We start from the raw sequence: 22,708 nt of genomic DNA, 5'->3' as shown, positions 1-22,708 counted from the left end.
TAGGCGGAAGAATACGGCAGACTGAAGAAAGGGAGGCTGTGTGAATCAACCGGCAAATACTCCGGATACTCCCTGGCCCGTTGGTAAAGTCAACGACCAAGTCAAGGGCTGGATCGAGCGCCTGGGCTACCTGTGGGTAGAGGGTCAATTAACCCAAATTAATTTCAAACCCACCTGGAAGCTGTCCTATCTCACGCTGCGTGATGTACAGCAGGAAAAGTCCGTGCAGCTGACCTGCCCATCATCAATGTTGCAGTCATTGTCAGCACCGCTAAAAGACGGCGACCGCGTCATTGTCCATGGCAAGCCAGCTTTTTATGCCGGCCGCGGTTCTTTTTCACTGTGGACCATGGAGATTCGTCATGTGGGCATAGGTGATCTACTCGCGCGCATTGAGAAATTGCGCCAGCAGCTTTCGGCAGAGGGACTTTTTGATCCTGCTCGCAAGCGGCCACTGCCTTACCTACCGCACAAAATCGGGCTGATTACCGGCCGCGGTTCGGCCGCGGAGCGAGATGTGATGGCGGTAGCTCATGATCGCTGGCCAGCGGTACAATTCCGAGTTCTCAATACCGCGGTTCAAGGTGCGAATACCGTTCCAGAGGTTATCGATGCCCTCCAGCAGCTAGATGCGGATCCAGAGGTAGACGTCATCATCATCGCCCGCGGTGGTGGCTCTGTAGAAGACCTGCTTCCCTTCTCAGAAGAAGCGCTGCAACGCGCGGTCGCGGCTGCTGGCACTCCGGTGGTCTCCGCCATCGGCCATGAGCCGGATAGCCCGGTGCTCGATAACGTCGCGGATCTGCGCGCTGCCACGCCTACCGACGCCGCAAAGCGCGTCGTCCCCTCCGTGGCCGAGGAGCGTGCCGTTATCGCAGAGGCACGCTCCCGGATGGCTGCCGCCTTGCGCGGCTGGGTGGAAAGGGAGCGACGCGGCCTGGACAATATTCGTTCCCGGCCCGTCATGGCAGACCCCATGACCCCCATTCGTACGCGCCGCGAGGAAATAGAGCGGACTCGTGCCACCATGCGCCGGGAAATTGAGGTCATGGTAGAACGCGAGACCCGCCACGTGGAGTCGCTGCGTGCTCGCGTTTCAGCTTTGGGACCTTCAGCTACTCTCGCCCGCGGGTATTCCATCGTCCAAGTGGTACCCAAAGATGGCTCCGGCCCCGAAGTTGTCACCTCTTATGAGCAATCCCCTCCCGGCGCGCAACTGCGCATCCGCGTGGGCGATGGGTCTATTACCGCTGTTTCTATGGCCTCCCAGGCCGCCGATTAATCACCGAACAAGGAGAAAACAATGTCAGAGGACACCATTGGCACCGGTCAACCAGGCCAGGATGCTTTTACCCCAGTAGAAAAATTGAGTTATGAGCAAGCCCGAGACGAGCTCATTGAAACCGTAAAGATCTTAGAGCTCGGGCAGATGGGCTTGGATGAGTCATTGAAGTATTGGGAGCGCGGCGAGGCCCTTGCCCGAACGTGCGAGGCACATCTCGACGGCGCAGCAAAGCGCGTTGAAGCAGCGCTCGAGAGGGCCGAAAAAGCAGACGCAGAAGGAGACGAGTAGTGCAGATTTATGGGTATCCAGGTGAGCGGGTGGATTTTGTGTCGAGGTCTGCGGCCGCCGGTTCCATCATGGCGGGAGACTCCCGGGAATTCGTAGAGGAATTCTTTGGCCCAGCACATACCCGCGATGATGACGAGGTGAGCTATTTCTCCCAATCCGTGGTGCTGCGCTTTACAGGCGATAAGGTACGCGAAATCGCTATTTATCCGCAGCGTTCCCAGCGTGAGCGCATCGATGTTTTTGTAGGAAAGACGCGCCTTAGCGGCTTAGATGAGGAATCCCTCGCAGAGGTCATTGCCCAGGCCGGCGACGGTCTTAGCGCCACCGCTGCGGCAGAAGGATTGGGCGAGGTTATTTTTCGGCTATAGGTGCGGCGTCGATAAACGCAGCGGTAGCAGCCTCAAAATCGCTATCGTCTGCGGCACCGGAGATAATGAGGCGGGCGTCGCCCAAATCTGTCACCCACAGGCGGCGCACGGAGTCGTCATCACTTTCTAATACCCGCACTTGGTGCCCTTTGACCTCACGGGCAGATTCGATGCCGCGGTAGTTGGCGTCGTATTCCTTACCCGCATCATCGGCCGCCACCTGTGTCTGAGTAGACTCCACAAACCCTTGGTCAGCGGTCACCCAGCTGACCACGGTGGCGTTTTCTCCACCCATATCAACGCGGCGGGCAGCATTAGCCTCCCAGCCCTCTGGCATATCAGGATTGCGAATAGCGCCAATGCCCGCGCGAGCTTGGGTTTCAAGGAAGGTTTGTTCATCCACTTCCTGCACTGCTCCCTGTTGAGTTTCGGAATTGATCGAGCATAGGCCGGTCGCTCCAACGGCCAGCAGCATCATGATCACCACGACGGCGAGGGACAGGGAGATATCCTTCGCGCCTTCAAAAATCTTTGGTCTTTCTTCTGCAGCCACGCGCCTTAGTATCGCACGGTGTGCTTCCAAAAAGCCACACGGCCCATTCTCCCCCGAAAGTTTGATGAATCCCCCACAAATGGGGCGCAAAATCAGACCCATTAGAGCAAAAAAGTGCGAGAATGGAAAGGTAGAGCATCAAGGGGAACACCCTCGATGAGAAAACTATGGAAGGCAACCACTACACATGTCCGAAAATACGTCTTATCTTCCTGACCGCAACCTGGCGATGGAACTGGTCCGTGTCACTGAGGCAGCAGCGCTCGCATCCGGCCGTTGGGTAGGCCGCGGCCAGAAGAATGAGGGCGATGGCGCGGCGGTCGACGCAATGCGCAAGCTCATCAATTCCGTAGCCATGAACGGCGTCGTTGTCATTGGTGAGGGCGAAAAGGATGAGGCCCCTATGCTATTTAACGGCGAAGAGGTAGGCACCGGCGAGGGCGCCGCCATGGATATCGCCGTGGACCCCGTTGACGGAACTCGTTTGATGGCAGAAGGCCGCCCCAACGCTATCTCCGTCATCGCGGCCGCAGAGCGCGGAACCATGTATGACCCTTCCGCAGTCTTCTACATGGAAAAGATTGCTGTTGGCCCAGAAGCAGTCGGCGCTATCGACATCAACGAGTCAGTGGAGTGGAACATCAACTCCGTGGCCAAGGCGAAGAATATCCGCCCGGAAGATCTGACCGTCGTGGTCCTTGACCGCCCGCGCCACGAGCAGCTCATCTCTGAAATTCGCGCCGCCGGCGCAAAGGTGCGCCTCATTATGGATGGCGACGTTGCAGGCGCCATCGCCACCTGCCAGGATTCCAATTCCATCGACATGATGATGGGCATCGGCGGCACCCCAGAAGGCATCATCACCGCCTGCGCTATGCGCTGCATGGGCGGCGAAATCCAGGGCAAGCTGTGGCCAAAGGATGAAGAGGAAGCAGAAAAGGCCCGCGCAGCCGGCCACGATTTGGACCGCGTCCTTAAGACCACTGACTTGGTCTCCTCCGAAAACTGCTACTTCGCTGCCACCGGCGTGACCAATGGTGACATGCTGCGCGGTGTTTCCTACCGCAATTCCGGCGCTACTACCCGCTCACTGGTTATGCGTTCCAAGTCCGGCACCATCCGCTACATCGACTCCATCCATAAGCTATCCAAGCTGCAGGAATATTCCGTAGTGGATTACACCACCCCGACCAAAAACTAGGGGGCACCCCCGAAGGCGGCCCTCCTGGTAGATCTCCGCCATACTGGAAAGCACACACTACCCAATTAACTGAGGTGATCTTCACATGACTGAATACCGCATCGAACATGACACCATGGGCGAAGTAAAGGTTCCTGCAGATGCCCTGTGGCGAGCACAGACCCAGCGCGCAGTGGACAACTTCCCTATCTCCGGCCGTGGCCTCGAAAATGCGCAGATTCGCGCACTTGGCCTCCTTAAGGCAGCTTGTGCTCAGGTAAATAAGGATTCCGGCAAGTTGGACGCGGACAAGGCCGATGCCATTATCGCCGCCGCTACTGAAATCGCCGAGGGCAAGCACAATGATGCTTTCCCTATCGACGTTTTCCAGACTGGTTCGGGCACCTCGTCCAATATGAATACCAATGAGGTTATCGCCTCCTTGGCACACCAGAATGGCGTGGAGATTCACCCGAATGACCACGTGAATATGGGCCAGTCCTCTAATGACACTTTCCCCACCGCCACCCACGTTGCCGCTACTGAGGCCGCCGTTAATGACCTCATTCCGGGCTTGAAGGTTCTGCACGAGTCCCTGAGCAAGAAGGCCAAGGAATTCGCCGACGTGGTCAAGGCGGGCCGTACCCACTTGATGGACGCCACCCCGGTTACCCTCGGTCAAGAATTCGGTGGCTACGCCCGCCAGATTGAGCTGGGCATCGAGCGGATCGAGGCCACCCTGCCACGCTTGGGCGAGCTGGCCATCGGCGGTACCGCCACCGGCACCGGCCTGAATACCTCTGCGGACTTTGGCGCTAAGGTCACCGAAGAGCTCAAGAAGCTCACCGGTGTTGCGGAACTAAAGGAAGCAGAGAACCACTTTGAGGCACAGGCCGCACGCGATGGCTTGGTGGAGTTCTCCGGCGCCATGCGCGCGGTTGCTGTGTCCCTTAATAAGATTGCTAATGACCTCCGCATGATGGGTTCTGGCCCACTGACCGGCCTGGCAGAGATTCACCTGAAGGACCTGCAGCCAGGTTCTTCCATCATGCCGGGTAAGGTCAACCCGGTCATTCCGGAGGCCGTCACCATGGTTGCCGGCCAGGTGGTGGGCAATGACGCCGCAGTCGCCTTCGGCGGTGCCCAGGGCCACTTCGAGCTCAATGTCTTCATCCCGATGATGGCACGCAACGTGCTCGAGTCTGCTCGCCTGCTGTCCAATGCCTCCCGCGTCTTCGCCGATAAGTGCATCGATCACATCGAGGCCAACGAGGAGCGCATGAAGCACTTTGCGGAGTCTTCCACTTCCATCGTGACCCCGCTCAACTCTGCTATTGGTTACGAGAACGCGGCCAAGGCCGCCAAGCATGCCTTGCATGAGAAGATCACTGTTCGCCAGGCCGTCATTGATTTGGGCTTTGTCGACGGCGAAAACCTCACCGAGGAAGAGCTGGATAAGCGCCTCGACGTGCTGAGCATGACTAACCGCGACCGCGATAACTTCTAAGTATCCGCCGCACCGCTACCCCGCCCGGGCAGGACCCGGGCGGGGTTTCGCATGCCTGGGGTAAGGGGGCGTCGGCAAGAGCAATGGCACATCTCACATAAAGACGGATGCACCTCTAAAATCACCCTTTTTGCACTTGGTGCAAGTTTGCACCGAGTGTAAAGTTGCATGGCGTGCAAGAAGAACTATCACTACGGGAGCAGAAACGCCTCGAGACGCGCCTGCGCATAGAGGATGCCGCCACAAAACTGGTGGATGAACAGTCCTTTAGCGCAGTCACCATTGAGCGGATCTGCGAAGTAGCCGGTATTTCTCGGCGCACCTTCTTCAATTACTTCGATTCCAAGGAATCCGCCGTTTTGGGCGCTCCAAGCACCGAGTTTACGGAAGAGATGCGGGAACTCTTCCTTAATGAGCCAACGACCAGCATGGTAGACCTCGTCCTCCAGTTGGTCAGACGGCATATGGAAGGCCACCACATCAACCCGACTATCCGGGATCGCCGCAAACGCATCTCCAATGATCCAGATGCAGCTGCGGCGGCAATAAGCCGGAAGCGAGCAAAATCCATTGAGCTCATCGATCTCATTGAAGAGCGCCTTAACAAAGAACCGGAGCTTCGCGTCCTTGACAGCTGCTCTTCTAGCACCGAGGCGATGCTCATCGTCGGCCTCGTCCGTGAGGCACTTTGGTTGGCGATGGCATCCCCGGATGCAGATTGCAGCCTAGACCTCGGCGCGCGTCTCGATACTTCCCTCACGCTAATAACAGACTTTATGAAAGGAATGCGATGGTAGATACGGCTGCTAAGGCCCCCTCACAGGGCCAGTCCCGCGCCGATAACCTCGGGCTTATTTTCTCGGCCCTAATGCTCACCATGCTGATGAGCTCCTTGGGCCAAATGATCTTCTCTTCTGCTCTTCCAACCATCGTTGGTGAGCTCGGCGGCGTCGACCACATGAGTTGGGTCATCTCCGCCTTCCTTGTCACCATGACCATCGCCATGCCTATCTCCGGCAAGCTGGGTGACATGTTGGGCCGCAAGTGGCTCTACATTGGGGGTATCGCCACCTTCGTCGTGGGATCCACCCTCGGTGGCTTTGCCAACTCCATGTCGCTGCTGATTATCGCCCGCGCCGTGCAAGGCTTTGGCGCTGGATTCATGATGATCTCTTCGCAATCCATCATCGCCGAGGTCACCTCCTCCCGTGAGCGCGGCAAGTTCATGGGCATCATGGGCGGCGTCTTTGGCCTGTCTTCCGTCCTCGGCCCCGTCCTCGGCGGCTGGTTCACCGACGGTCCGGGGTGGCGCTGGGGCATGTGGATGAACATCCCGCTTGGCATCCTCGCCATCATCGTGTGCACCTTGGTGCTGCACCTGCGCGTCGGTGAAGCCGACATGAAGCGCTTCGACTGGCTCGGCGCAACCTTCATCGCTATTACCACCGCGTCCCTTATCCTCATGACCACCTGGGGCGGCACCGAGTACGAGTGGGGCTCGTCCATGATCCTCACCTTAGGTGCCATCACCATCATTGGCGCCATCATCACCATCCTGGTGGAGCTGCGCGCCAAGGAACCGCTCATTCCAGTTCGCCTATTCAAAAACCGCAACATGGCCCTTACTACCCTGTCCGGCGTGGTGCTGGGCCTGGCAATGTTCGGTGTTCTGGGCTACATGCCTACTTACTTGCAGATGGTGCACACCCTGACCCCAACCAAGGCGGGTCTGATGATGATCCCGATGATGGTGGGCCTTATCGGCACCTCCACTGGCGTGGGCTTCATCATTGCCCGCACCGGCCACTACAAGGTCTACCCCATCATCGGCCTAGCCATTACCGCTGGTGCATTGTTCTGGATGTCTCACCTGACCGTAGAGACTTCCCTGAAGCAGCTGGGCTGCGAGTTCTTGGTCTTCGGTATCGGCCTGGGCATGGTTATCCAGGTCCTCGTGCTCATCGTCCAGAACTCCTTCCCACTGTCCCAGGTGGGTACCGCTACCGCGGCGAATAACTTCTTCCGCCAAATCGGTTCCGCACTGGGTGCTTCCCTGGTTGGCTCCATGTTCATCCACAATATGAAGGATGAGATGGCCACCCGCATGCCAGAAGCCTTCCAAAAGATGGGCCCTGAGGGCGCCGCCTATGCAGAAAAGTTTGGCAATGCCGACGGCGGTGCCAATAGCCTCACCCCAGATTTGGTCGCGTCCTTCCCCAAGCCAATCGAGGAAGCAATCCTCAATTCCTATAATGACGGCCTGACCCCGGTTATCGCTCTGATGGTTCCGTTGGTCATCGTCGCGCTCCTTCTCCTCCTACCTCTGCGCGAGGAGCGACTGAAGGAAACCATTGACTAATGTCGCTCACACCTGCAAAAACTGAGGCTACAAGCCAAGAGCTGCATGCCTTGCGCGATGCACTCCCGCTTGCCGACGCCCCCATTGAATCCGCCCTCGGCTATGCTCCTGGCGGCCTGCAGGCGGCGTTGGATGTTCATGCCAACCCCATCGAGGTATGGCGCACTAGGGACTATCTAGTTTCCTTAGCCCGCGCACACGGTATCCCGATCCCGCGCTTTAGCCGCTTGAGCGATAACATGCGCTCATCGGCGCAGCGCTGGTTCGGCCCCTGGGACGTTCCTACGATGTAGCGCCCCACACGCCCCGCTCTCGGCGGGGTATTTTTTATTGCCAGAAACCCATCTGCCGCAGAACTTGGGACCCAATTCCCAAAATGGCAACGATGGCGGCAATGATGCCGATAGCCGCGCCGGCGCTCGATCCTCCACCAATGCCGCTACCGTCTGGTTCAGTGCTTCTCCAGCCGGGCGAGTTTCCCCGTTGCGCAGCAGGTATGGAGTAATACGCACCTCGGCCGTGCCTTCCTGCAAAGCCTCATATGTGCCGTCAGAATGCACCGCAAGAACCTCCGGATCGGACGAGGTTAGCGATGACCCCGGCACCCCTAACCGGGCACCGTCCCATCCCGCAATGCTTACGCCAATGCTGCCGGAATCGCCCACATGGGTACCGCCGCTAAAACGTATAGCCGCGCTTGCCAGAGCGGCTTCCGGTACCGCAATGGGAAATGCGTGCCGTCCTTCGAGGCGCTCTGAGGCGCCCGACGCCGCGTGCTCGGAATAATGGCCGGCCGTCGTGCTGCCAACCTGTGCCTGGGCAAACTAGTGGTTGGCTGGGTTAAGCAAGCTGTAAATATGCCCCGCACCGCCAGAATAGGAACCGTTAGAGCGAATGAGCTGATTCCACTCGCTGCCAGAACCGCCATCAGTAGACCAGTTAGCAATGGCGCGTTCCATCGGTGAAGTGGTGAGGTTTTCTGCGAAAAAGGCGCCGGACTTTACCGTCCACGGCTCCTCCCCGTCTCCACGGCGATGATCAAAATCGTAGTTTTCCTCCGCAGCGCGCTGCATCGCGGAGTGTTCCAATCCCCTGCTCCAGGATATGCCGTTGATATATGCGGTGCGGTCCGGTGCGACGTCGCGAAGCCTAGCACCAGCAAACGGAAGATTGGCATCCCAGGCCTTGGCGCGCAACTCATGCAACTGGCGGGTCACCGTCTCGATATGGGACTGTAGCTCAGGAGTGGCAAACACATAGGCCACACCACCATCAACCTGGGTGATATCCAACTGGGCAACAGGCACCGAGCCTGCGGAGGGATAGGACACAGCTCCCGCTGTAGGAACAGAAAGCGCCCCTGCCGTCATAGCCGCAACGGTGGACAAAGCAAGGGCACGGGTACGCACAGACATTTAAAAGCCTTAGAGAGATAGCGTACGAATACTCTCTTAACTTTATTCCTGTGCGCTGGGAAAAGCTAACGCTTCTTTTCCTCCGGCTTGGGCAAAAGCAGCTCGTACACATCGGTATCTCGCCACTGGCCCGCAAGCTCGCCGTAGGTCATCTTCGCCATGTGAGAGTAAGTGCCCACCTTCACGAATCCACGGGACTTATGCAGCCCCGCAGAACCGGCGTTTTCGGGGAAGATCCACGAGTGGATAGCCCACTTATGCAGGTCCTTACATACCTCAATCAAGCGATCCAAAAGTGCGCCGCCAATGCCGCGGCCCTGCGCCTCGGAGCCCAAGTAAATAGAATCCTCCACTACTCCGTGAAAGACGGTGCGGGTAGATACCGGCGCCGCAGACACCCATCCCAAGACCTTCGAATCATCATCGGCTTCAACAGCCACATGCACCGAGGGCATGATTTTGCCGGCTTTGAACTCTTCAAAGGTCAGGGAACGGGTCTCGTAGGTGGCGTGCCCAGTATTGAGTCCCTGTTCATAGATCTCTCGCATCTGGGGATAGTCCGCCGCGGTAAAGGGGCGGATGCGGAAATCTTTCTTCTTTTCGTCCGAAGACGTCTGCTTGGCGTTATCGCTCATATGCAACATTATTACTAGGCAATGCCCAGCTTCGCCACGCTGTACACATCACGATCGCCATACGCGAACATGTCTGGCCTAATCGCCACCTTCCAGCAGGTCGGTGACGAGCTCCGCAATGGCGGAACGCTCAGAGCGCTGGAGCGTAATATGCGCAAATAGCTCGTGCCCCTTGAGCTTTTCAATCACTGCCTGGACGCCATCGTGGCGGCCCACGCGCAGGTTGTCGCGCTGCGCTACGTCATGGGTGAGCACCACCCGTGAGCCCTTGCCTAGCCGAGAAAGCACGGTGAGCAAAACATTGCGCTCCAAGGACTGTGCCTCGTCCACAATAACGAAGGCATCATGCAGGGAGCGGCCGCGAATATGCGTCAAGGGCAAGACCTCAATCAGGCCGCGCTCATGTACTTCTTCCATCACGTTTTCAGACACCAAGCCTTCCAAGGTGTCATAGACTGCCTGCGCCCACGGGTTCATCTTGTCTGATTCGGTGCCCGGAAGGTATCCCAACGACTGCCCACCTACCGCATACATCGGGCGGAAGACTACGATACGGCGGTGTTCGCCGCGCTCGAGTACAGCTTCCAATCCGGCGCACAGGGCGAGTGCCGATTTACCAGTGCCGGCGCGTCCGCCAATGGAGACGATTCCGATATTTGGATCCATCAGCAAGTCCAAAGCTATGCGCTGCTCCGCGGAGCGTCCTTGCAGGCCGAAGGCATTGCTATCGCCGCGCACGAGCTCCACCACACCTTCCGCGGTGATGCGCCCCAGCGCGGACTGCGCTCCCGCTACTAGGGTAAGTCCGCAATGGACTGGTAGCTCCTCCACGGCAGTGCCCTTTTCAGTGTGAATGCCGTCTAGCATGACTTCCCCATCACGGTAGAGGGCGTCGATGACATACGAGCTGGTTTGCACGGTTGCCATTCCGGTATAGCCGGTCAGAACCACATCCTGGGCGTGGTACTCATCCGCCTGTACACCCACTGCGCCGGCTTTCACGCGCAGTGGCACGTCCTTGGTGACTAGCACGGTATCTTTACCTTCGTGTGCAAGGTTGAGGGCGCAGGCCAAGATACGGTGGTCCCCCTCTGGGCCACGGAAGGCAGAGGGCAACAAGGATTGGTCTTGATGGTTCAATTCCACGCGCAGGGTGCCGCCATCTACGTTCACGGGGACCGGCTGGTCTAGCGCCTCATAGGTAGCGCGCAGTTCCTCCAAAAAGCGAAGAGCTTGGCGGGCGAACCAGCCAAGCTCTGGGTGATGACGTTTTCCTTCCAGTTCAGAGATAACCACAACGGGAAGGACCACATCGTGCTCTGCGAATTTGCGCAGAGCCCAAGGGTCAGAAAGCAAGACCGAGGTATCCACTACATAAGTCTTGGTAGCGACGGTGTTATCGGTTGTGGCAAGCGGAGTAGAAAGTACAGAGGGACGAGTCATGGTGGCAGGGTTCTCCCTTGAAATGCGGTAGATCAAACTTCTTCCGTATAGCCCCAAATTCCGGGGTTGCCACCCAACGTAGGCACCGAAGGTTGAAATTACATGGGTGCAAGATGAACTTTAAGAAAACGAAAAATCCCTCCGCAGCAGATGCTGCGAAGGGATTACCTCAAAAAGAGCTTTTTACTTCTCTACGGAAGAGGTGAACTTGCCGCTCTCATCCTGGAGCCAGGAGATAACGCCATTGTCGAACTGCTGGGTCCAGCCCTTGCCCTCAGTAGCCTTCTCCTCGGCAGCCTTAGGCAGGCCTACCTCTGCGTCCAGACCGCCCTGCTCCTTCCAGGTTTCAGCGATCTTGCCGACGATTGGCTGAGCCTCATCGCCATCCTTAGCCATAGCCAGCAGGTTGCCGCCATCGAAGGTTGCCAAAGAACCCTTATCGGAGGACTCTACGCTCTGTACGTCGCCCCACTCAGCCTTCTTCTCCTCGATGGCAGACGCCAGAGCTGCCGGAACCTCCTGGTCGCCATTGGCGGTGGAGACGGTCTTGGTGTCGCCGTCCTTGGAATCAGCATCCTCAGACTCGGAACCATCCGCATCCTCAGACTCGGAGGATTCCGCGTCCTTATCCTTTTCGGAGGTAGCTTCATCAACGGCGGAGCCAGCAGCGTCGGAAGCATCAGCTGCTACGGAACCGGCGGTGTCCTTAGCGTCGTTAGCTGCATCCTCGGCATCGGAGCAAGCTACGAGAGCAACGGACAGGGTTGCGGCAGCAAAGCCACCTACGATACGACGAGTCATCTTCTGCATTTCTGCATCATCCTTTCATCAAGAAAGTAAGTTAATTCTAATTTTTATTAAATCGCCCTTCATGACGAACGAAACCCACCGTAATGACACCACCCAGCGGGCGCCACCCACACGGACAGGAAGCAGACAGCAAATACTAAAGTACTACCTCCGTTTGCGCTGCTTAAAAGCCTTCTTTTTATTTTGTAACGAATTGTTAACGTTTCTTCGCGCTTGCTTAGCCCTCGCCTTTTCCCTGGCGCTTCGCTTCGGTTTCTCCTGCCGTGAGGACCGTGCGGTGCGGCCCTTGGCGACGCCCACGAAGTCCTGAATTGCCTCTCCGTCATCCTCCTTGCGCCATACCAGCGCAATCTCCGTCACCGGCACGGACTCATCCTTTAGCCCGAGTGGCACCACCTGTTTCTTGCTGAGCACCTTGAGCAGGGGGCGCGGTGCAATCGCGATTCCCACATTGGCTGCCACCACTTGGAGGGCATCGCGGACCGCGGGGACATCAACGAGCCCGGAATCGGCGAGGCGGTAGTTGAGGTGTTCATCTGCGACGTCGGCAAGCGTGAGTTCCTCGCCTACTTCGGCATAGACCGAGTCCTTCGGAACCGCAATTCCTGGAGCCTCTTTATAAAGGCGCACCACATGAAAGGAGTCATCCACGCGGGCATCCGGCAGACGCGCGAGGGCCACATCCACCTCTCCACCTAGCAGCGGAGCTAGCGCATCGTCTGCATCAACGGTGTATAAACCACCATGAGCAGTATTTTCTTCGAATCGGCGGAACCACTTTCCAGGCTCCGTACCGGTGGCAAAAGCTAAGCGCAGCATAGAGGACAGTCTACTGAAAGTGCTACGGTAAAAGCGTGACTGAAGAACATAAGCAACCATCCGGCACCGCCATGCGTGCCCAGACCGCAGCGAAGAAGCTTGGCATCTACCTGCCCGCTGCGCCGGACGAGTTTCAAAATAGTGCCATTAGCCACGAAGAGCTGCGCGAATTGCAGCATAACCCGCCCGAGTGGCTGCAAACCTTGCGTCGCGAGGGTCCTCACCCCCGCCCGGAAGTCGCCCATAAGCTAGGCATCTCTGTTACCGCGCTCAAGAAAAACGATATGGATAAGCCGCTAACCACAGCGGAAATCAATCAGCTCCTCCAAGAGCAACCAGAATGGCTCCAGCAGGCCCGCGCCACCATGGCGCAGGCCCGTGGACATGAGGTAAAGGACTAGACCAGCTTCCAGTCCTCGAGGCCCTCATACAGCGGGTAGTGCTGGGCAATCTTGTCCACGCGTGCGCGGAGGGCCTCCACATCGGCGTTCTTGCCCTGTACCAAGGCGGTGCCGATGATATCTGCGACCTCGGTAAAGGCCTCAGCATCCAAACCGCGGGTTGCCAGCGCAGAGGTACCAATGCGCAGGCCAGACGTGACCATCGGCGGACGAGGGTCATTCGGGACGGCATTGCGGTTAACAGTGATGCCTACTTCATGCAGCAGATCCTCTGCCTGCTGGCCATCCAACTCGGAATTTCGCAGGTCAGCCAAGACCAAGTGCACGTCGGTGCCGCCGGTGAGCACGTCCACGCCAGCCGCCTTAGCATCCTCCGCGGTAAGGCGCTCCGCCAGAATGCGAGCACCCTCCAAGGTGCGCTCTTGGCGCTCCTTAAACTCCTCGGTCGCGGCAATCTTCATGGCAATGGCCTTCGCAGCGACTACGTGCATCAGCGGTCCGCCCTGCTGCCCTGGGAAGACGTTGGAATTGATCTTCTTGGCATACTCCTGCTTGGCCAAAATCATGCCGGAGCGTGGGCCACCCAGGGTTTTGTGCACGGTGGTGGACACGATATCAGCGTGCGGCACCGGGCTCGGGTGCAGGCCGGCGGCCACGAGGCCAGCGAAGTGAGCCATATCTACCCATAGGTAAGCGCCGACCTCATCAGCAATTTCACGGAAGGCCGCAAAATCCATGGTGCGCGGGTAAGCAGACCAGCCACCAATAATAACCTTTGGCTTCTCTTTCAGCGCTTGCTCCCGCAGCTTATCCATGTCCACGCGCATGGTCTCTGGGTCCACCTCGTAGGCGGCAACATCATAAAGCTTGCCGGAGAAGTTCAACTTCATGCCGTGAGTCAGGTGACCGCCGTGAGCGAGGGACAAGCCCAAAATCTTGTCTCCTGGCTCAGCAATGGTGGACAGCACCGCAGCGTTCGCCTGCGCACCGGAGTGTGGCTGAACATTGGCGAATTCCGCGCCAAAAAGCTCCTTCGCGCGGTTACGAGCCAGGTCCTCCACGACGTCGACATGCTCGCAGCCTCCGTAGTAGCGGCGGCCTGGGTAGCCTTCAGCGTACTTATTGGTGAGCACGGAGCCCTGCGCCTGGAGCACGGCGCGAGGCACAAAGTTCTCAGAAGCGATCATTTCCAGAGTTTCGCGCTGGCGGGAAATCTCTCCCTGGATAGCGCCGAATACGTCCGGGTCAAGGTCGCGGAGGTCAGAGGTAAAAGAAGCCATAAAGTGTGGTCCCCTTCTCAATATCAAGCGGTATGGGCTGCTGCATATCTTATCGTGCCCAGCACCCGAAGGGGGCATACTTTTACCCATGGATTAGGCAAGTGCGACAATAGAGCCATGGCGCGCACATTGGATTCGAGTCCCTACCTAGATTTTGACCGCGAGACCTGGCGTGGTTTGCGTAAATCCATGCCCCAGGTGCTCACGGAGACCGAGGTTGAAAAACTTCGCGGCCTAGGAGACCGCATTGACCTAGATGAGGTGGCTGATGTCTACCTCCCTCTCTCCCGCCTTATCCACATGCAGGTCACAGCGCGCCAGCAGCTCACCTCAGCTACTGAATCCTTCTTAGGAAATCCTCCAACGCACGTTCCGTTTGTCATCGGCGTGGCAGGTTCGGTGGCGGTAGGAAAATCCACCACTGCCCGTCTCCTACAGGTGCTGCTGCAGCGTTGGGATTCTCACCCCGAGGTCGCGCTCGTTACTACCGACGGCTTCCTCTTCCCCACCAAGACCTTAAAAGAACGCGGACTCATGCAGCGCAAGGGATTTCCGGAATCCTATGACCGGCGCGCATTGCTCCGCTTTGTCACCGACGTAAAATCAGGAAAGCCACTGGTCAAGGCTCCACTGTATTCGCATATCAGCTATGACATCGTGGACGGAAAATACCAGGAAGTCCATCAACCTGACATCCTGATCCTAGAGGGTCTCAATGTGTTGCAAACAAGCCCTACGCTCACCGTGGCGGATCTCTTTGACTTTTCAGTCTACGTTGATGCCCGCACCGATGATATCGAGCAGTGGTATATTAATCGCTTCCTCACCCTGCGCCACACCGCTTTCCGCGAACCTAATGCCCACTTCTCTGCCTTTGCAGATATGGACGATGAGGAAGCGCGCGCCCAAGCCCGTGAAATTTGGCAGTCCATCAACCTGCCCAACCTCGTAGAAAATATCCTGCCCACCCGCATACGAGCCTCTCTCGTACTCAAAAAGGGCTCGCATCACTTGGTGGAACAAGTGCGGATGCGCAAGCTCTAGCGCTTATTTACCAAAGCGGCGCGAACGTTGGGAATAGTCCCGCAGGGCACGGAGAAAATCCACCTTGCGGAATGCCGGCCAGTAGGTATCTGTAAACCAGATCTCCGAGTACGCGGCCTGCCATAGGAGAAAGCCCGAAAGTCGTTGTTCACCAGAGGTACGGATAACCAGGTCTGGGTCCGGAAGCCCCTTAGTGTACAGGTGCTCGCCAATGGAATCCGCGGTAACGCGATCCGCCATCTCCGCAGCAGAGGTTCCCTTCTCGGCTTCCGCGCGCACCAAGTTCTGCACTGCGTCTACGATTTCTTGGCGTCCGCCATATCCCACTGCCACATTGACGATGACTCCGGTATTGTCCTTAGTTTCCGCTGCCGCCGCCACCATGCGCTGGCGAATATCATCCGGGAGCAGATCAAGGTGGCCGACAAGGCGGACTTGGCAACCGACATCGCTGTGGGATAGGTGCGTAACCACATCCGAGATGATGTCAAAGAGCAGCTCTACTTCTTGTTCGCTGCGCTTTAGATTCTCCGTGGACAGCAAATAGATGGTGACTACTTCGATATCGGTATCGCTGCACCATGAGATCATCTCTCCAATTTTCTTCGCGCCTTGGCGGTGACCGTGGCTGATATCGGTAAAACCAGCCTCGCGCGCCCACCGGCGATTGCCATCGGCCATGATGGCAATGTGTTTGGGCTGCGGCTTGCCTTTAATAAGGCGCGCCAGACGGGCTTCATAAACCGGGTAAGCCAGCTGTTTGAGAGAACTCACGCTCATTAGTCTATCCGCCTAGAAAATGGACTTTTTGCGGTTATCGTAAATGCCAGCTTCTTTCATCGCCTCATCCACGGCTTCCTCATCAAATGGATCGATACCGTGGTCTTCCGCAAACATCATGCGGCGGCGGAAGCGTGAGTAACGGCGGTGAAAATTCCATCCCGCGATTAACACTGCAACTCCCATTAGGGCCAAGATCAGCAAGCCGATGGGCGAAGCTTTGCCAAATTCAGGACCCATTGGACCGCCTTCGGCGCCCTGGGTGCCTTGAGCAAGTACAAATGCATCATTTGTGGCTAGAACGAAAGAGCCATACACGCTCATGTCTTAAGCCTCCTCTTTTTCTTCGATGCCTGCAAAAAGGTTGTTTTCTGGCAAGGAGGTAGAAACGCGGGTTTTCGCCAGCTCAAACTCCTCGGTGGGCCACAGGCGTTGCTGTACCTCCACCGACGTCGCCAAGAAAGCACCAGCCGGATCAATCTGCGTGGCATGCGCACGCAGAGCCTCTTCGCGATTGCTGAAATAGTCTGCGCATTCCACCTGGGTCGTTACACGCGCCATGATATCTCCAAACGCGGTGTCCCAGCGCGCCAGCATCGGCCCATAGGGGCTAGTTTTGCCCTCCTCCAAGAGCAAATCATGGAACATCTTCATGCGCTGATAGACGAAGCCATGCGAGTAGTACAGCTTTAGCGGCGTCCACGCCTCACCCAACTCTGGGTGATACTCGGCATCGTCGGCCTTTTCCCACGCAATCATCGAGGCCCTATGCACCATCAAATGATCTGGGTGCGGATACCCGCCATTTTCGTCATAGGTGATGATGACGTGTGGGCGAAACTCGCGGATCACCTGGACAAATTCCTGCGCAACGGTGTCGTCTCCCTGCAACGCGAAGCAGCCCTCCGGTAGCAGCTCTTCCATAGACTTGCCTTCAACCGGATCCGGCAAACCGGAGTCGACGTAGCCCAGCCAGCGATGGTGCACGCCTAGCGCACGCGCAGCTTTAGCCATTTCTTCCCGACGAACCTCGCCCATATGTTCCTTGATCCCAGGGCGGTCCATGGCGGGGTTAATCACATCGCCGCGCTCGCCGCCGGTACAGGTCAGCACCAAAACCTCGTTGCCTTCTGCGGCATAGCGCGCGGTGGTTGCAGCCCCCTTGGAAGACTCATCGTCCGGGTGCGCGTGGATAGCTAGTAGGCGAAAATCGCTCACTGAAAATCCATCCCCTTATAAATCTAGGTTCTTTGAACAGATGATTATCCTAGTAGATAATTGGAAAACAGTGGTCCTCGGCTAGAGTGGGAAGCATGACTTCCGCCGGAAAATCTCGCTCAGCCGCCCGCTATGGCTCTCGGGGGCCTTCTGAAAAGAACTCAGGTAGCTGGACTAATAAGGCGCTGGTGCTGATCTTTATCGCCATTTTTATCGCGCTCATCTTCTTTGGCTTCCGGTACTTTCAACAAAAGGAGCGCGTGAACGCGCAGGTTTCCATCGTGACCCAAGAGGTTTTGAGCGATGACACCACCCGCGTCTGGGTCGACGTCACCCGTAACCACACCGATGAAGAGGCTTATTGCATTGTCCAAGCCTTTGATTATTCCAAGTCCGAAGTAGGCCGACGCGAGTTTCCTGTTCCCGCTGGCGGAAATGAAACCCAGCGTATCGCTGTTGACGTCCCGACCAACGCCCGCGCCGTCGCTGGCGGCGCTTATGGTTGCTCTGGCAATATCCCCGAATACTTGGATATGGATAACCCTGACTACGCGGAAAGCCGCTAGCCGCGTGTGCTAGGATTTGTAGCGCCTAGAACTGGGCATTTGCCTAGTTCCACTTTTACTTATGGCCCCAGGGACAACTAGGGGCTTTGACCACAATTCCTATCTACGGAAGGTTGCAGAATGGCTGAGCAGCAAAAGCAGTACATCACCCCAGAAACCAAGGCGAAGCTCGAGGCCGAGCTGCAGGAGCTTATCGATCATCGCCCAGTAGTCGCGGCTGAGATCAACGAGCGCCGTGAGGAAGGCGACCTCAAGGAGAACGCCGGTTACGATGCTGCTCGTGAAATGCAGGACCAGGAAGAGGCCCGCATCAAGCAGATCTCTGAGGTCCTCGCGAATGCCACCACCGAGCGCGGTGCTGTTCAGGAGGGTGTAGCCCACACTGGTTCCGTAGTTCACGTTTACTACAACGGCAACAAGGACGATAAGGAGACCTTCCTCATCGGTACCCGCGCCGCTGCTTCTGACAACAAGGATTTGGAAACCTATTCGGAGCAGTCGCCACTGGGCGCTGCCATCCTCGGCGCGCAGGAAGGTGAGACCCGCGAGTACACCGCTCCGAATGGCAAGACCATTTCCGTCACCATCGAATCCGCTGCGCCGTATGATTCTGCTAAGGCCGCTACTCCGCGCGAGTCCTAAACTTTAAGCCAATTACCACTTTGGAGAAAGAGCATATCCCCATGAAGAAGTTCTCCCGTTACGCTGCCGCTGGTCTCGTCTTCACCGCCGGCCTCTCCCTCGCTGCTTGCCACCCACCCAACCAGCAGGACTCTGATTCCAAGGTAGAAAATGCTTCTACCTTCACTGGTGAGGCCCCAATGCAAAAGGACGCTGACACCAGCTCTTCCGCACCTGAGTCCGTTGTTCAAGAGCAGCAGCCTGTAGTTGAGTCCGGTGTCCCTGAGGAGCCAGCACAGCCGCACCTGAATGGTACCGCCACCGAGCTGCCGCAGCAGTAAAAAGACGGAAGGGCCGAGGGTTTCCTCGGCCCTTTTTCATGTTATTTTTCCACGTTTACTTCCCGCACCCAGTCCCCGATTACGCCGGGCACTACAGCGGGCGGCTCGCCTAATAGGTCGCGTTTATTGGGGTCCTTTTCGACCTGCGTAGTCACGGACTTTACGCGCTTTTTCTCACTATCCTTACCGCGCATCCCCATCATCGGGCCATAAGCCCGCGCCCCGCCAGTAGAACGACCGGCATTGCCCCCGCGCGTTGCCGCGCTGTTTTCGCCGCTTCCGGTTCCAATACCAAGGCTGCCGCCCGCACCGGCACGCATACCGGGTCCTCCTACGGTTCCTGTACCGGCGCCAAGACCTGCGCGCGAACCAACTCCAGCGTAGGGAATTGCCGCGCCAGTTCCGCGTCCAAGGCTTTGGCCCAGTTGCGCACCTCTTCCGGCATGCCTTATATCGGCGCTACTGCTTAAGATTCCCGGGCCGGCTCCGAACCCACCACGCAGTGGCTGTTGCTTACCAAGAGCACCGCGACCGGCATCTGCAGGCCTTCCGGATGCCATCATTGGTGCCATACTCCCGCTCGCAGAATGTGCATTAACTGATGGCGCAACCGGGCCGCTACCGTTGAGCGCCCCCGTGCTCACTCCAGCACCAACGGGATGTGCTGTGCCACTAGGAACCTGCCCCATCACCCCATTCGCTGCGACAGCCCCCGGCATCGATGCCCCTTGGGTGGAAACTTCGTTACCCCCAATGGTTACTTGTTCTCCTAGCCCCAGCCTTTCCAGTGCATTCCTGCCACTGGTATGCATTTGTTGGTGAAACTCGCTGATTTCCTGCGGGCTCATCCCCACAGCATCCAACCCGTTTACGTTTCCATTGACAACGTCAAAGTTTCCGGGGCCCAAATCGCCTCGCGCAATCGCCTCCGCAATCTTTTTCGGCCACACCACTTCTTCGGTAGTGTAGCGCTGACCATCACCTTCCACTCCGGCAAGTCCCGCATCGACGCCTCCGCCTCCCGACGCCGGCGATTGCTCCATCAATGCATGCTGGTAAGGCATGGCCTCTATGGCGAATCGCTGCAGGTCTGGTTGCAGCATGGCCAATGCGGCCTTTTCCGCAATTTCACGCTCCACCGGTTCTGGGATTGCCATCACTTCCATAGCCATAGCCATCGCGGCCGGCTGCATCCCCATGAGCTTGGCATGGAATCCGGTTAGCTTCTCCCCCATGACCTTTGCATTTGCCACAAAATGGCTTCCCGACGCCGCCACCTCCCGAATCTTCGCCGCAGCCCTCGACGTAGCCTCGCTGTCATTCTCGCTTTCCAAAGACCCGGCTGCTTCCTCTAAGCCGCTGACAATATCGTCGACTTCCGACGCCAATGAGCTCCACCGCGCATTTGCCTCCGACACATTCCAAATCTGTGTCGACATCAGGTCCGTCGCGAGCTTCACGATGTCGGTGCCAACATTCACCACCGGCATAGAAAACCCGAAGGGACTGTACCCTGGCTCCGGCTGGTTCATAATCGGCATAGACTCAATGCCTATGTCCCCACCCGCATCCGCAATCTCCATTCCCCTGCTATTCGCGTCCTCCTGCGCCTGAAAGCCACGTGCTTCTCGACCTAAGCTGTCATCCAACCATTCAAGTTGTTGAGAAAACGCCCTAATCGAATTACTAGCCGAGCCTGGATCTGTCTCAAGCACTCGCTGGTGGACGGCCCCGACATGGTCTATCCCAATTACTGGAGAGAATCCCGCAGTAAGTGGTGACCTAGCTTGCGCTACTAGTGAGTTCATTTCGCGCCGCATTGTTGAAGTTTTTAATGCTGCAGACAAGATACTTTCCGTACGAATTTTCATTCTTCCCCCGAATTATTCATTAAAGTATTTCAGCCATTATTTGCTCGACTTCCGAGCATTTCTCTTGAAGATTGCTTTCAAAGCCGTAACCAGAATGGCTCACGGTAATATAGCCACGCTCTGTCTGAACTCCGCCAGTACAGAACATGTCATCAAACAACTCATTTTTGACAAATTCCACTGGCAACAGTTTTTCATCACCGTCCGACTTTTTGAGTTCTAACAGTTCCTCATCCGCCGGAGTCCTTATCGAGCTCGAAAATCCCACGACTCCCGATCGTTGAGAAGTGTCTGTAAGAGAATATGTGCAAAGAGAGAAGCCAGATTCCCTTACTACATCTCCTTCTAACTTCCCGACTCCCATATTTTTCAAAGCTTCATCTGGAATCTCCGTACACGGATCGAAAAGCTCGAAACTTGGATCAGCCGGATCGAATTCCCCCAGTGGCGGTAGGACACCGGATGATTCTCCCGGCCCCGTGGCGCCGGCCTCCCCCGGTTGGCCGGCGCCTTGCACATTTTCCTCGCCGTCGGTGCGTGCCGATTCCCCCCGATTGCTGTCCGCGTCATCCCCCAGGTCCCCGTTGGTTCCCCCTGCACCGTCGGCCGAACTAATGCCGCCAGTCTCGTCCACATTCGTGGTTTCCTCTGACGCGCTCCTCGTACCGATGTCCGCAACGCAGCTACCCAGCACAACGGAGCTACTGACCATCAACGTTGCTACGGTTACCTGACGCTTCACAACAATCCTTCGCGCACTCACTTTTCTGACGAGAGGAACAAGATAGTGAAGAAGAGAACTCTTCACTTCGTTTTCCTGTTCCGGTACACAGCATGCACGGAACTCCACGAATTTTCTACGCAACCAAGAAGGTTAACGGCGATTTAACAAAATTATTCGCCCCATATGTCACATCCATAACGCCTAAAAGGCGAAGTTTCCTGCTTATTAGCTGTACTACTCCTGAGACCACCCTTCTAGACCAAATAAAGCCTAAACCCTCACTTTATCCCCCGAACTACCCCACTAATTACACGCTTGTAAGCGTTTTATGGCAGCAAAAAGGCCCGCATCTCAGTGCGGGCCTACGTGAAAAGTTGATTAGTCTCGCTGGAAATAGCTCAAGAGACGAAGAATCTCAGTGTAGAGCCAGACCAAGGTCACAGCGAGGCCGAGAGCTACGCCCCAAGCATTGCTAGCGGGAGCGCCGGCACGGATCATACGGTCAGCCTGATCAAAGTCAGTCAGGAAGGACAGCGCACCAAGAACGATGCAAACAAGTGAAAAGATAATGGCAATCGGGCCGCCATCACGCAAAGGGTTGAAGTCGAAGAAGATTGCGCCCAAGAAGTTAACCAACGCCATGACAGCAACTCCGGCGACCAAGCCGAAGAGGATCTTGGTGAATTTCGGGGTCACCTTAACTGCACCGGTCTTGTACACGATCAACATGCCGATGAATACACCAATGGTTCCAACGATTGCCTGGCCGATGATTGCCATTCCGCCTTCACCTTGGAAGTTCACATTGGCAAACATGAAGGAGAAGCCACCAACGAATAGTCCCTCAAATACGGCGTAAATCAGTGTGACCGCAGCAGAACCCCACTTCTTGCCAAAAGAAGCAACCAGCACAGTAATGAAGCCACCGATGCCACCGACCAGAGTCAATGCCATGGCAATACCTGGATTTACCATTCCCAGCCCAAAATTGATGGCTGCGGCGACGATGATGACGCCGAGGGTGATGCCTGTCTTGGTGACGACGTCATCCACGGTCATTGGACGAGCAGCTTCGTCCCCGTATCCAGAATTTTGGCGGGTACTATTTTCGGTCAGAGAACTCATTACCGGATTGCTTGAACGCACGGTTGTCCTTTCTAAGAGAGGTGCAATTTAGCTATCTCAACCTGTTCAACGAGA

26 protein-coding genes are annotated in these 22,708 nt (G+C 56.9%); 13 read left to right on the top strand and 13 right to left on the bottom strand.

Going from position 1 to position 22,708, the window contains the following annotated elements; genetic code table 11:
- Window positions 1–40 precede the first annotated feature (40 nt).
- From xseA to ACLI1M_RS04320, 3 genes are read left to right on the top strand one after another with little or no spacing between them, the layout of a single operon-like run.
- The gene (gene xseA / locus ACLI1M_RS04330; RefSeq protein ID WP_411706696.1) at window positions 41–1,282 is read left to right on the top strand and encodes an exodeoxyribonuclease VII large subunit; all 1,242 of its coding nucleotides are present in this window, start codon (window positions 41–43) and stop codon (window positions 1,280–1,282) included.
- A gap of 21 nt (window positions 1,283–1,303) precedes the next feature.
- Window positions 1,304–1,573 carry an exodeoxyribonuclease VII small subunit gene (locus ACLI1M_RS04325; RefSeq protein ID WP_023021878.1) on the top strand — a complete coding sequence of 90 codons (270 nt, stop codon included), beginning with the start codon at window positions 1,304–1,306 and terminating at the stop codon, window positions 1,571–1,573.
- Window positions 1,573–1,941: a hypothetical protein gene (locus ACLI1M_RS04320; protein WP_023021879.1), complete on the top strand. Its 369-nt coding sequence runs from the start codon at window positions 1,573–1,575 to the stop codon at window positions 1,939–1,941. The genes ACLI1M_RS04325 and ACLI1M_RS04320 overlap by 1 nt, the downstream gene beginning before the upstream one ends.
- Here ACLI1M_RS04320 and ACLI1M_RS04315 read toward each other — a convergent pair.
- Window positions 1,925–2,494: a DUF4245 domain-containing protein gene (locus tag ACLI1M_RS04315; RefSeq protein WP_034656435.1), complete on the bottom strand. Its 570-nt coding sequence runs from the start codon at window positions 2,492–2,494 to the stop codon at window positions 1,925–1,927. The genes ACLI1M_RS04320 and ACLI1M_RS04315 overlap by 17 nt on opposite strands.
- Window positions 2,495–2,681: 187 nt before the next feature.
- On the opposite strand from ACLI1M_RS04315, the gene glpX reads away from it, so the two are divergent.
- The 5 genes from glpX (at window position 2,682) to ACLI1M_RS04290 (ending at window position 7,833) form a co-directional block, all read left to right on the top strand.
- Entirely contained in the window at window positions 2,682–3,695 is a 1,014-nt protein-coding gene (gene glpX, locus ACLI1M_RS04310; protein ID WP_023021881.1) for a class II fructose-bisphosphatase, read from the top strand.
- Between the two features lie 85 nt (window positions 3,696–3,780).
- Window positions 3,781–5,181, top strand: a complete 1,401-nt coding sequence (locus ACLI1M_RS04305; protein ID WP_239205332.1) for a class II fumarate hydratase — start codon at window positions 3,781–3,783, stop codon at window positions 5,179–5,181.
- Window positions 5,182–5,354: 173 nt separating this feature from the next.
- On the top strand, window positions 5,355–5,978 hold the full coding sequence (locus tag ACLI1M_RS04300) for a TetR/AcrR family transcriptional regulator (RefSeq protein ID WP_239205330.1): 624 nt from the start codon (window positions 5,355–5,357) through the stop codon (window positions 5,976–5,978).
- Window positions 5,972–7,540, top strand: coding sequence for an MDR family MFS transporter (locus tag ACLI1M_RS04295; protein WP_023021884.1), 1,569 nt, complete (start codon window positions 5,972–5,974; stop codon window positions 7,538–7,540). The genes ACLI1M_RS04300 and ACLI1M_RS04295 overlap by 7 nt, the downstream gene beginning before the upstream one ends.
- Window positions 7,540–7,833 carry a DUF2316 family protein gene (locus ACLI1M_RS04290; RefSeq protein ID WP_411706695.1) on the top strand — a complete coding sequence of 98 codons (294 nt, stop codon included), beginning with the start codon at window positions 7,540–7,542 and terminating at the stop codon, window positions 7,831–7,833. Before ACLI1M_RS04295 ends, ACLI1M_RS04290 begins: the two co-directional genes overlap by 1 nt.
- A 531-nt stretch (window positions 7,834–8,364) precedes the next feature.
- On the opposite strand, the gene ACLI1M_RS04285 is transcribed toward ACLI1M_RS04290, so the two are convergent.
- The 5 genes from ACLI1M_RS04285 to ACLI1M_RS04265 form a co-directional block, all read right to left on the bottom strand.
- Window positions 8,365–8,955, bottom strand: coding sequence for a hypothetical protein (locus tag ACLI1M_RS04285; RefSeq protein WP_411706694.1), 591 nt, complete (start codon window positions 8,953–8,955; stop codon window positions 8,365–8,367).
- Window positions 8,956–9,020: 65 nt separating this feature from the next.
- Window positions 9,021–9,590 (bottom strand): GNAT family N-acetyltransferase, encoded by a 570-nt coding sequence (locus ACLI1M_RS04280; protein WP_049361538.1) that lies wholly within the window; start codon window positions 9,588–9,590, stop codon window positions 9,021–9,023.
- Between the two features lie 78 nt (window positions 9,591–9,668).
- A complete protein-coding gene (locus ACLI1M_RS04275) occupies window positions 9,669–11,033 on the bottom strand; it encodes a PhoH family protein (RefSeq protein WP_411706693.1) in 1,365 nt (454 codons plus the stop codon).
- A 183-nt stretch (window positions 11,034–11,216) separates the two neighbouring features.
- Window positions 11,217–11,843, bottom strand: a complete 627-nt coding sequence (locus tag ACLI1M_RS04270) for an LGFP repeat-containing protein (protein ID WP_023021889.1) — start codon at window positions 11,841–11,843, stop codon at window positions 11,217–11,219.
- 144 nt (window positions 11,844–11,987) lie between these two features.
- Window positions 11,988–12,662: a LysR family transcriptional regulator substrate-binding protein gene (locus ACLI1M_RS04265; protein ID WP_023021890.1), complete on the bottom strand. Its 675-nt coding sequence runs from the start codon at window positions 12,660–12,662 to the stop codon at window positions 11,988–11,990.
- A gap of 71 nt (window positions 12,663–12,733) precedes the next feature.
- Here ACLI1M_RS04265 and ACLI1M_RS04260 point away from each other — a divergent pair, with 71 nt between their 5' ends.
- Complete coding sequence (locus tag ACLI1M_RS04260) at window positions 12,734–13,063, top strand: DUF5997 family protein (RefSeq protein WP_023021891.1); 330 nt, start codon at window positions 12,734–12,736, stop codon at window positions 13,061–13,063.
- Here ACLI1M_RS04260 and glyA read toward each other — a convergent pair.
- Entirely contained in the window at window positions 13,060–14,343 is a 1,284-nt protein-coding gene (gene glyA, locus ACLI1M_RS04255) for a serine hydroxymethyltransferase (RefSeq protein WP_023021892.1), read from the bottom strand. The two genes, ACLI1M_RS04260 and glyA, sit on opposite strands and share 4 nt — an antisense overlap.
- A 117-nt stretch (window positions 14,344–14,460) precedes the next feature.
- On the opposite strand from glyA, the gene coaA reads away from it, so the two are divergent.
- Window positions 14,461–15,387, top strand: coding sequence for a type I pantothenate kinase (gene coaA / locus ACLI1M_RS04250; protein WP_023021893.1), 927 nt, complete (start codon window positions 14,461–14,463; stop codon window positions 15,385–15,387).
- A gap of 3 nt (window positions 15,388–15,390) precedes the next feature.
- On the opposite strand, the gene ACLI1M_RS04245 is transcribed toward coaA, so the two are convergent.
- From ACLI1M_RS04245 to mca, 3 genes are read right to left on the bottom strand one after another with little or no spacing between them, the layout of a single operon-like run.
- Complete coding sequence (locus ACLI1M_RS04245; protein WP_023021894.1) at window positions 15,391–16,167, bottom strand: isoprenyl transferase; 777 nt, start codon at window positions 16,165–16,167, stop codon at window positions 15,391–15,393.
- Between the two features lie 12 nt (window positions 16,168–16,179).
- Window positions 16,180–16,491 carry a hypothetical protein gene (locus ACLI1M_RS04240; RefSeq protein ID WP_200287832.1) on the bottom strand — a complete coding sequence of 104 codons (312 nt, stop codon included), beginning with the start codon at window positions 16,489–16,491 and terminating at the stop codon, window positions 16,180–16,182.
- 3 nt (window positions 16,492–16,494) lie between these two features.
- On the bottom strand, window positions 16,495–17,385 hold the full coding sequence (gene mca / locus ACLI1M_RS04235) for a mycothiol conjugate amidase Mca (protein WP_023021896.1): 891 nt from the start codon (window positions 17,383–17,385) through the stop codon (window positions 16,495–16,497).
- Window positions 17,386–17,480: 95 nt separating this feature from the next.
- Here mca and ACLI1M_RS04230 point away from each other — a divergent pair, with 95 nt between their 5' ends.
- The 3 genes from ACLI1M_RS04230 to ACLI1M_RS04220 all read left to right on the top strand — a co-directional run bounded on the left by ACLI1M_RS04230 (window position 17,481) and on the right by ACLI1M_RS04220 (window position 18,913).
- Window positions 17,481–17,951: a DUF4307 domain-containing protein gene (locus tag ACLI1M_RS04230; protein ID WP_023021897.1), complete on the top strand. Its 471-nt coding sequence runs from the start codon at window positions 17,481–17,483 to the stop codon at window positions 17,949–17,951.
- 120 nt (window positions 17,952–18,071) lie between these two features.
- Complete coding sequence (greA, locus tag ACLI1M_RS04225; RefSeq protein WP_200287834.1) at window positions 18,072–18,593, top strand: transcription elongation factor GreA; 522 nt, start codon at window positions 18,072–18,074, stop codon at window positions 18,591–18,593.
- 41 nt (window positions 18,594–18,634) lie between these two features.
- Entirely contained in the window at window positions 18,635–18,913 is a 279-nt protein-coding gene (locus ACLI1M_RS04220) for a hypothetical protein (RefSeq protein ID WP_023021899.1), read from the top strand.
- Between the two features lie 41 nt (window positions 18,914–18,954).
- Here the strand turns inward: ACLI1M_RS04220 and ACLI1M_RS04215 are convergent, their stop codons facing one another.
- From ACLI1M_RS04215 to ACLI1M_RS04205, 3 genes are all read right to left on the bottom strand, one after another.
- Window positions 18,955–20,454 carry a hypothetical protein gene (locus ACLI1M_RS04215; protein ID WP_411706692.1) on the bottom strand — a complete coding sequence of 500 codons (1,500 nt, stop codon included), beginning with the start codon at window positions 20,452–20,454 and terminating at the stop codon, window positions 18,955–18,957.
- Window positions 20,455–20,803: 349 nt separating this feature from the next.
- Window positions 20,804–21,526, bottom strand: coding sequence for a DUF3558 family protein (locus ACLI1M_RS04210; RefSeq protein ID WP_411706691.1), 723 nt, complete (start codon window positions 21,524–21,526; stop codon window positions 20,804–20,806).
- A 360-nt stretch (window positions 21,527–21,886) separates the two neighbouring features.
- Entirely contained in the window at window positions 21,887–22,654 is a 768-nt protein-coding gene (locus ACLI1M_RS04205) for a Bax inhibitor-1/YccA family membrane protein (RefSeq protein WP_023021902.1), read from the bottom strand.
- Window positions 22,655–22,708 lie beyond the last annotated feature (54 nt).

It is taken from the genome of Corynebacterium sp. LaCa54 (assembly GCF_046717495.1).
Taxonomy (GTDB): domain Bacteria; phylum Actinomycetota; class Actinomycetes; order Mycobacteriales; family Mycobacteriaceae; genus Corynebacterium; species Corynebacterium kefirresidentii.
Note: the sequence above shows the minus strand (reverse complement) of the source record. Positions and strands in the feature narration are given on the sequence as shown.

Coding starts and splice junctions, on each gene's coding strand:
- ACLI1M_RS04325 (WP_023021878.1), top strand. CDS start 1,304: ATGTCAGAGGACACCATTGGCACCGGTCAACCAGGCCAGGATGCTTTT.
- glpX (WP_023021881.1), top strand. CDS start 2,682: ATGTCCGAAAATACGTCTTATCTTCCTGACCGCAACCTGGCGATGGAA.
- ACLI1M_RS04305 (WP_239205332.1), top strand. CDS start 3,781: ATGACTGAATACCGCATCGAACATGACACCATGGGCGAAGTAAAGGTT.
- ACLI1M_RS04295 (WP_023021884.1), top strand. CDS start 5,972: ATGGTAGATACGGCTGCTAAGGCCCCCTCACAGGGCCAGTCCCGCGCC.
- ACLI1M_RS04290 (WP_411706695.1), top strand. CDS start 7,540: ATGTCGCTCACACCTGCAAAAACTGAGGCTACAAGCCAAGAGCTGCAT.
- ACLI1M_RS04285 (WP_411706694.1), bottom strand. CDS start 8,955: ATGTCTGTGCGTACCCGTGCCCTTGCTTTGTCCACCGTTGCGGCTATG.
- ACLI1M_RS04280 (WP_049361538.1), bottom strand. CDS start 9,590: ATGAGCGATAACGCCAAGCAGACGTCTTCGGACGAAAAGAAGAAAGAT.
- ACLI1M_RS04275 (WP_411706693.1), bottom strand. CDS start 11,033: ATGACTCGTCCCTCTGTACTTTCTACTCCGCTTGCCACAACCGATAAC.
- ACLI1M_RS04270 (WP_023021889.1), bottom strand. CDS start 11,843: ATGCAGAAGATGACTCGTCGTATCGTAGGTGGCTTTGCTGCCGCAACC.
- ACLI1M_RS04265 (WP_023021890.1), bottom strand. CDS start 12,662: ATGCTGCGCTTAGCTTTTGCCACCGGTACGGAGCCTGGAAAGTGGTTC.
- ACLI1M_RS04260 (WP_023021891.1), top strand. CDS start 12,734: ATGCGTGCCCAGACCGCAGCGAAGAAGCTTGGCATCTACCTGCCCGCT.
- glyA (WP_023021892.1), bottom strand. CDS start 14,343: ATGGCTTCTTTTACCTCTGACCTCCGCGACCTTGACCCGGACGTATTC.
- coaA (WP_023021893.1), top strand. CDS start 14,461: ATGGCGCGCACATTGGATTCGAGTCCCTACCTAGATTTTGACCGCGAG.
- ACLI1M_RS04245 (WP_023021894.1), bottom strand. CDS start 16,167: ATGAGCGTGAGTTCTCTCAAACAGCTGGCTTACCCGGTTTATGAAGCC.
- ACLI1M_RS04240 (WP_200287832.1), bottom strand. CDS start 16,491: ATGAGCGTGTATGGCTCTTTCGTTCTAGCCACAAATGATGCATTTGTA.
- ACLI1M_RS04230 (WP_023021897.1), top strand. CDS start 17,481: ATGACTTCCGCCGGAAAATCTCGCTCAGCCGCCCGCTATGGCTCTCGG.
- greA (WP_200287834.1), top strand. CDS start 18,072: ATGGCTGAGCAGCAAAAGCAGTACATCACCCCAGAAACCAAGGCGAAG.
- ACLI1M_RS04220 (WP_023021899.1), top strand. CDS start 18,635: ATGAAGAAGTTCTCCCGTTACGCTGCCGCTGGTCTCGTCTTCACCGCC.
- ACLI1M_RS04215 (WP_411706692.1), bottom strand. CDS start 20,454: ATGCCGATTATGAACCAGCCGGAGCCAGGGTACAGTCCCTTCGGGTTT.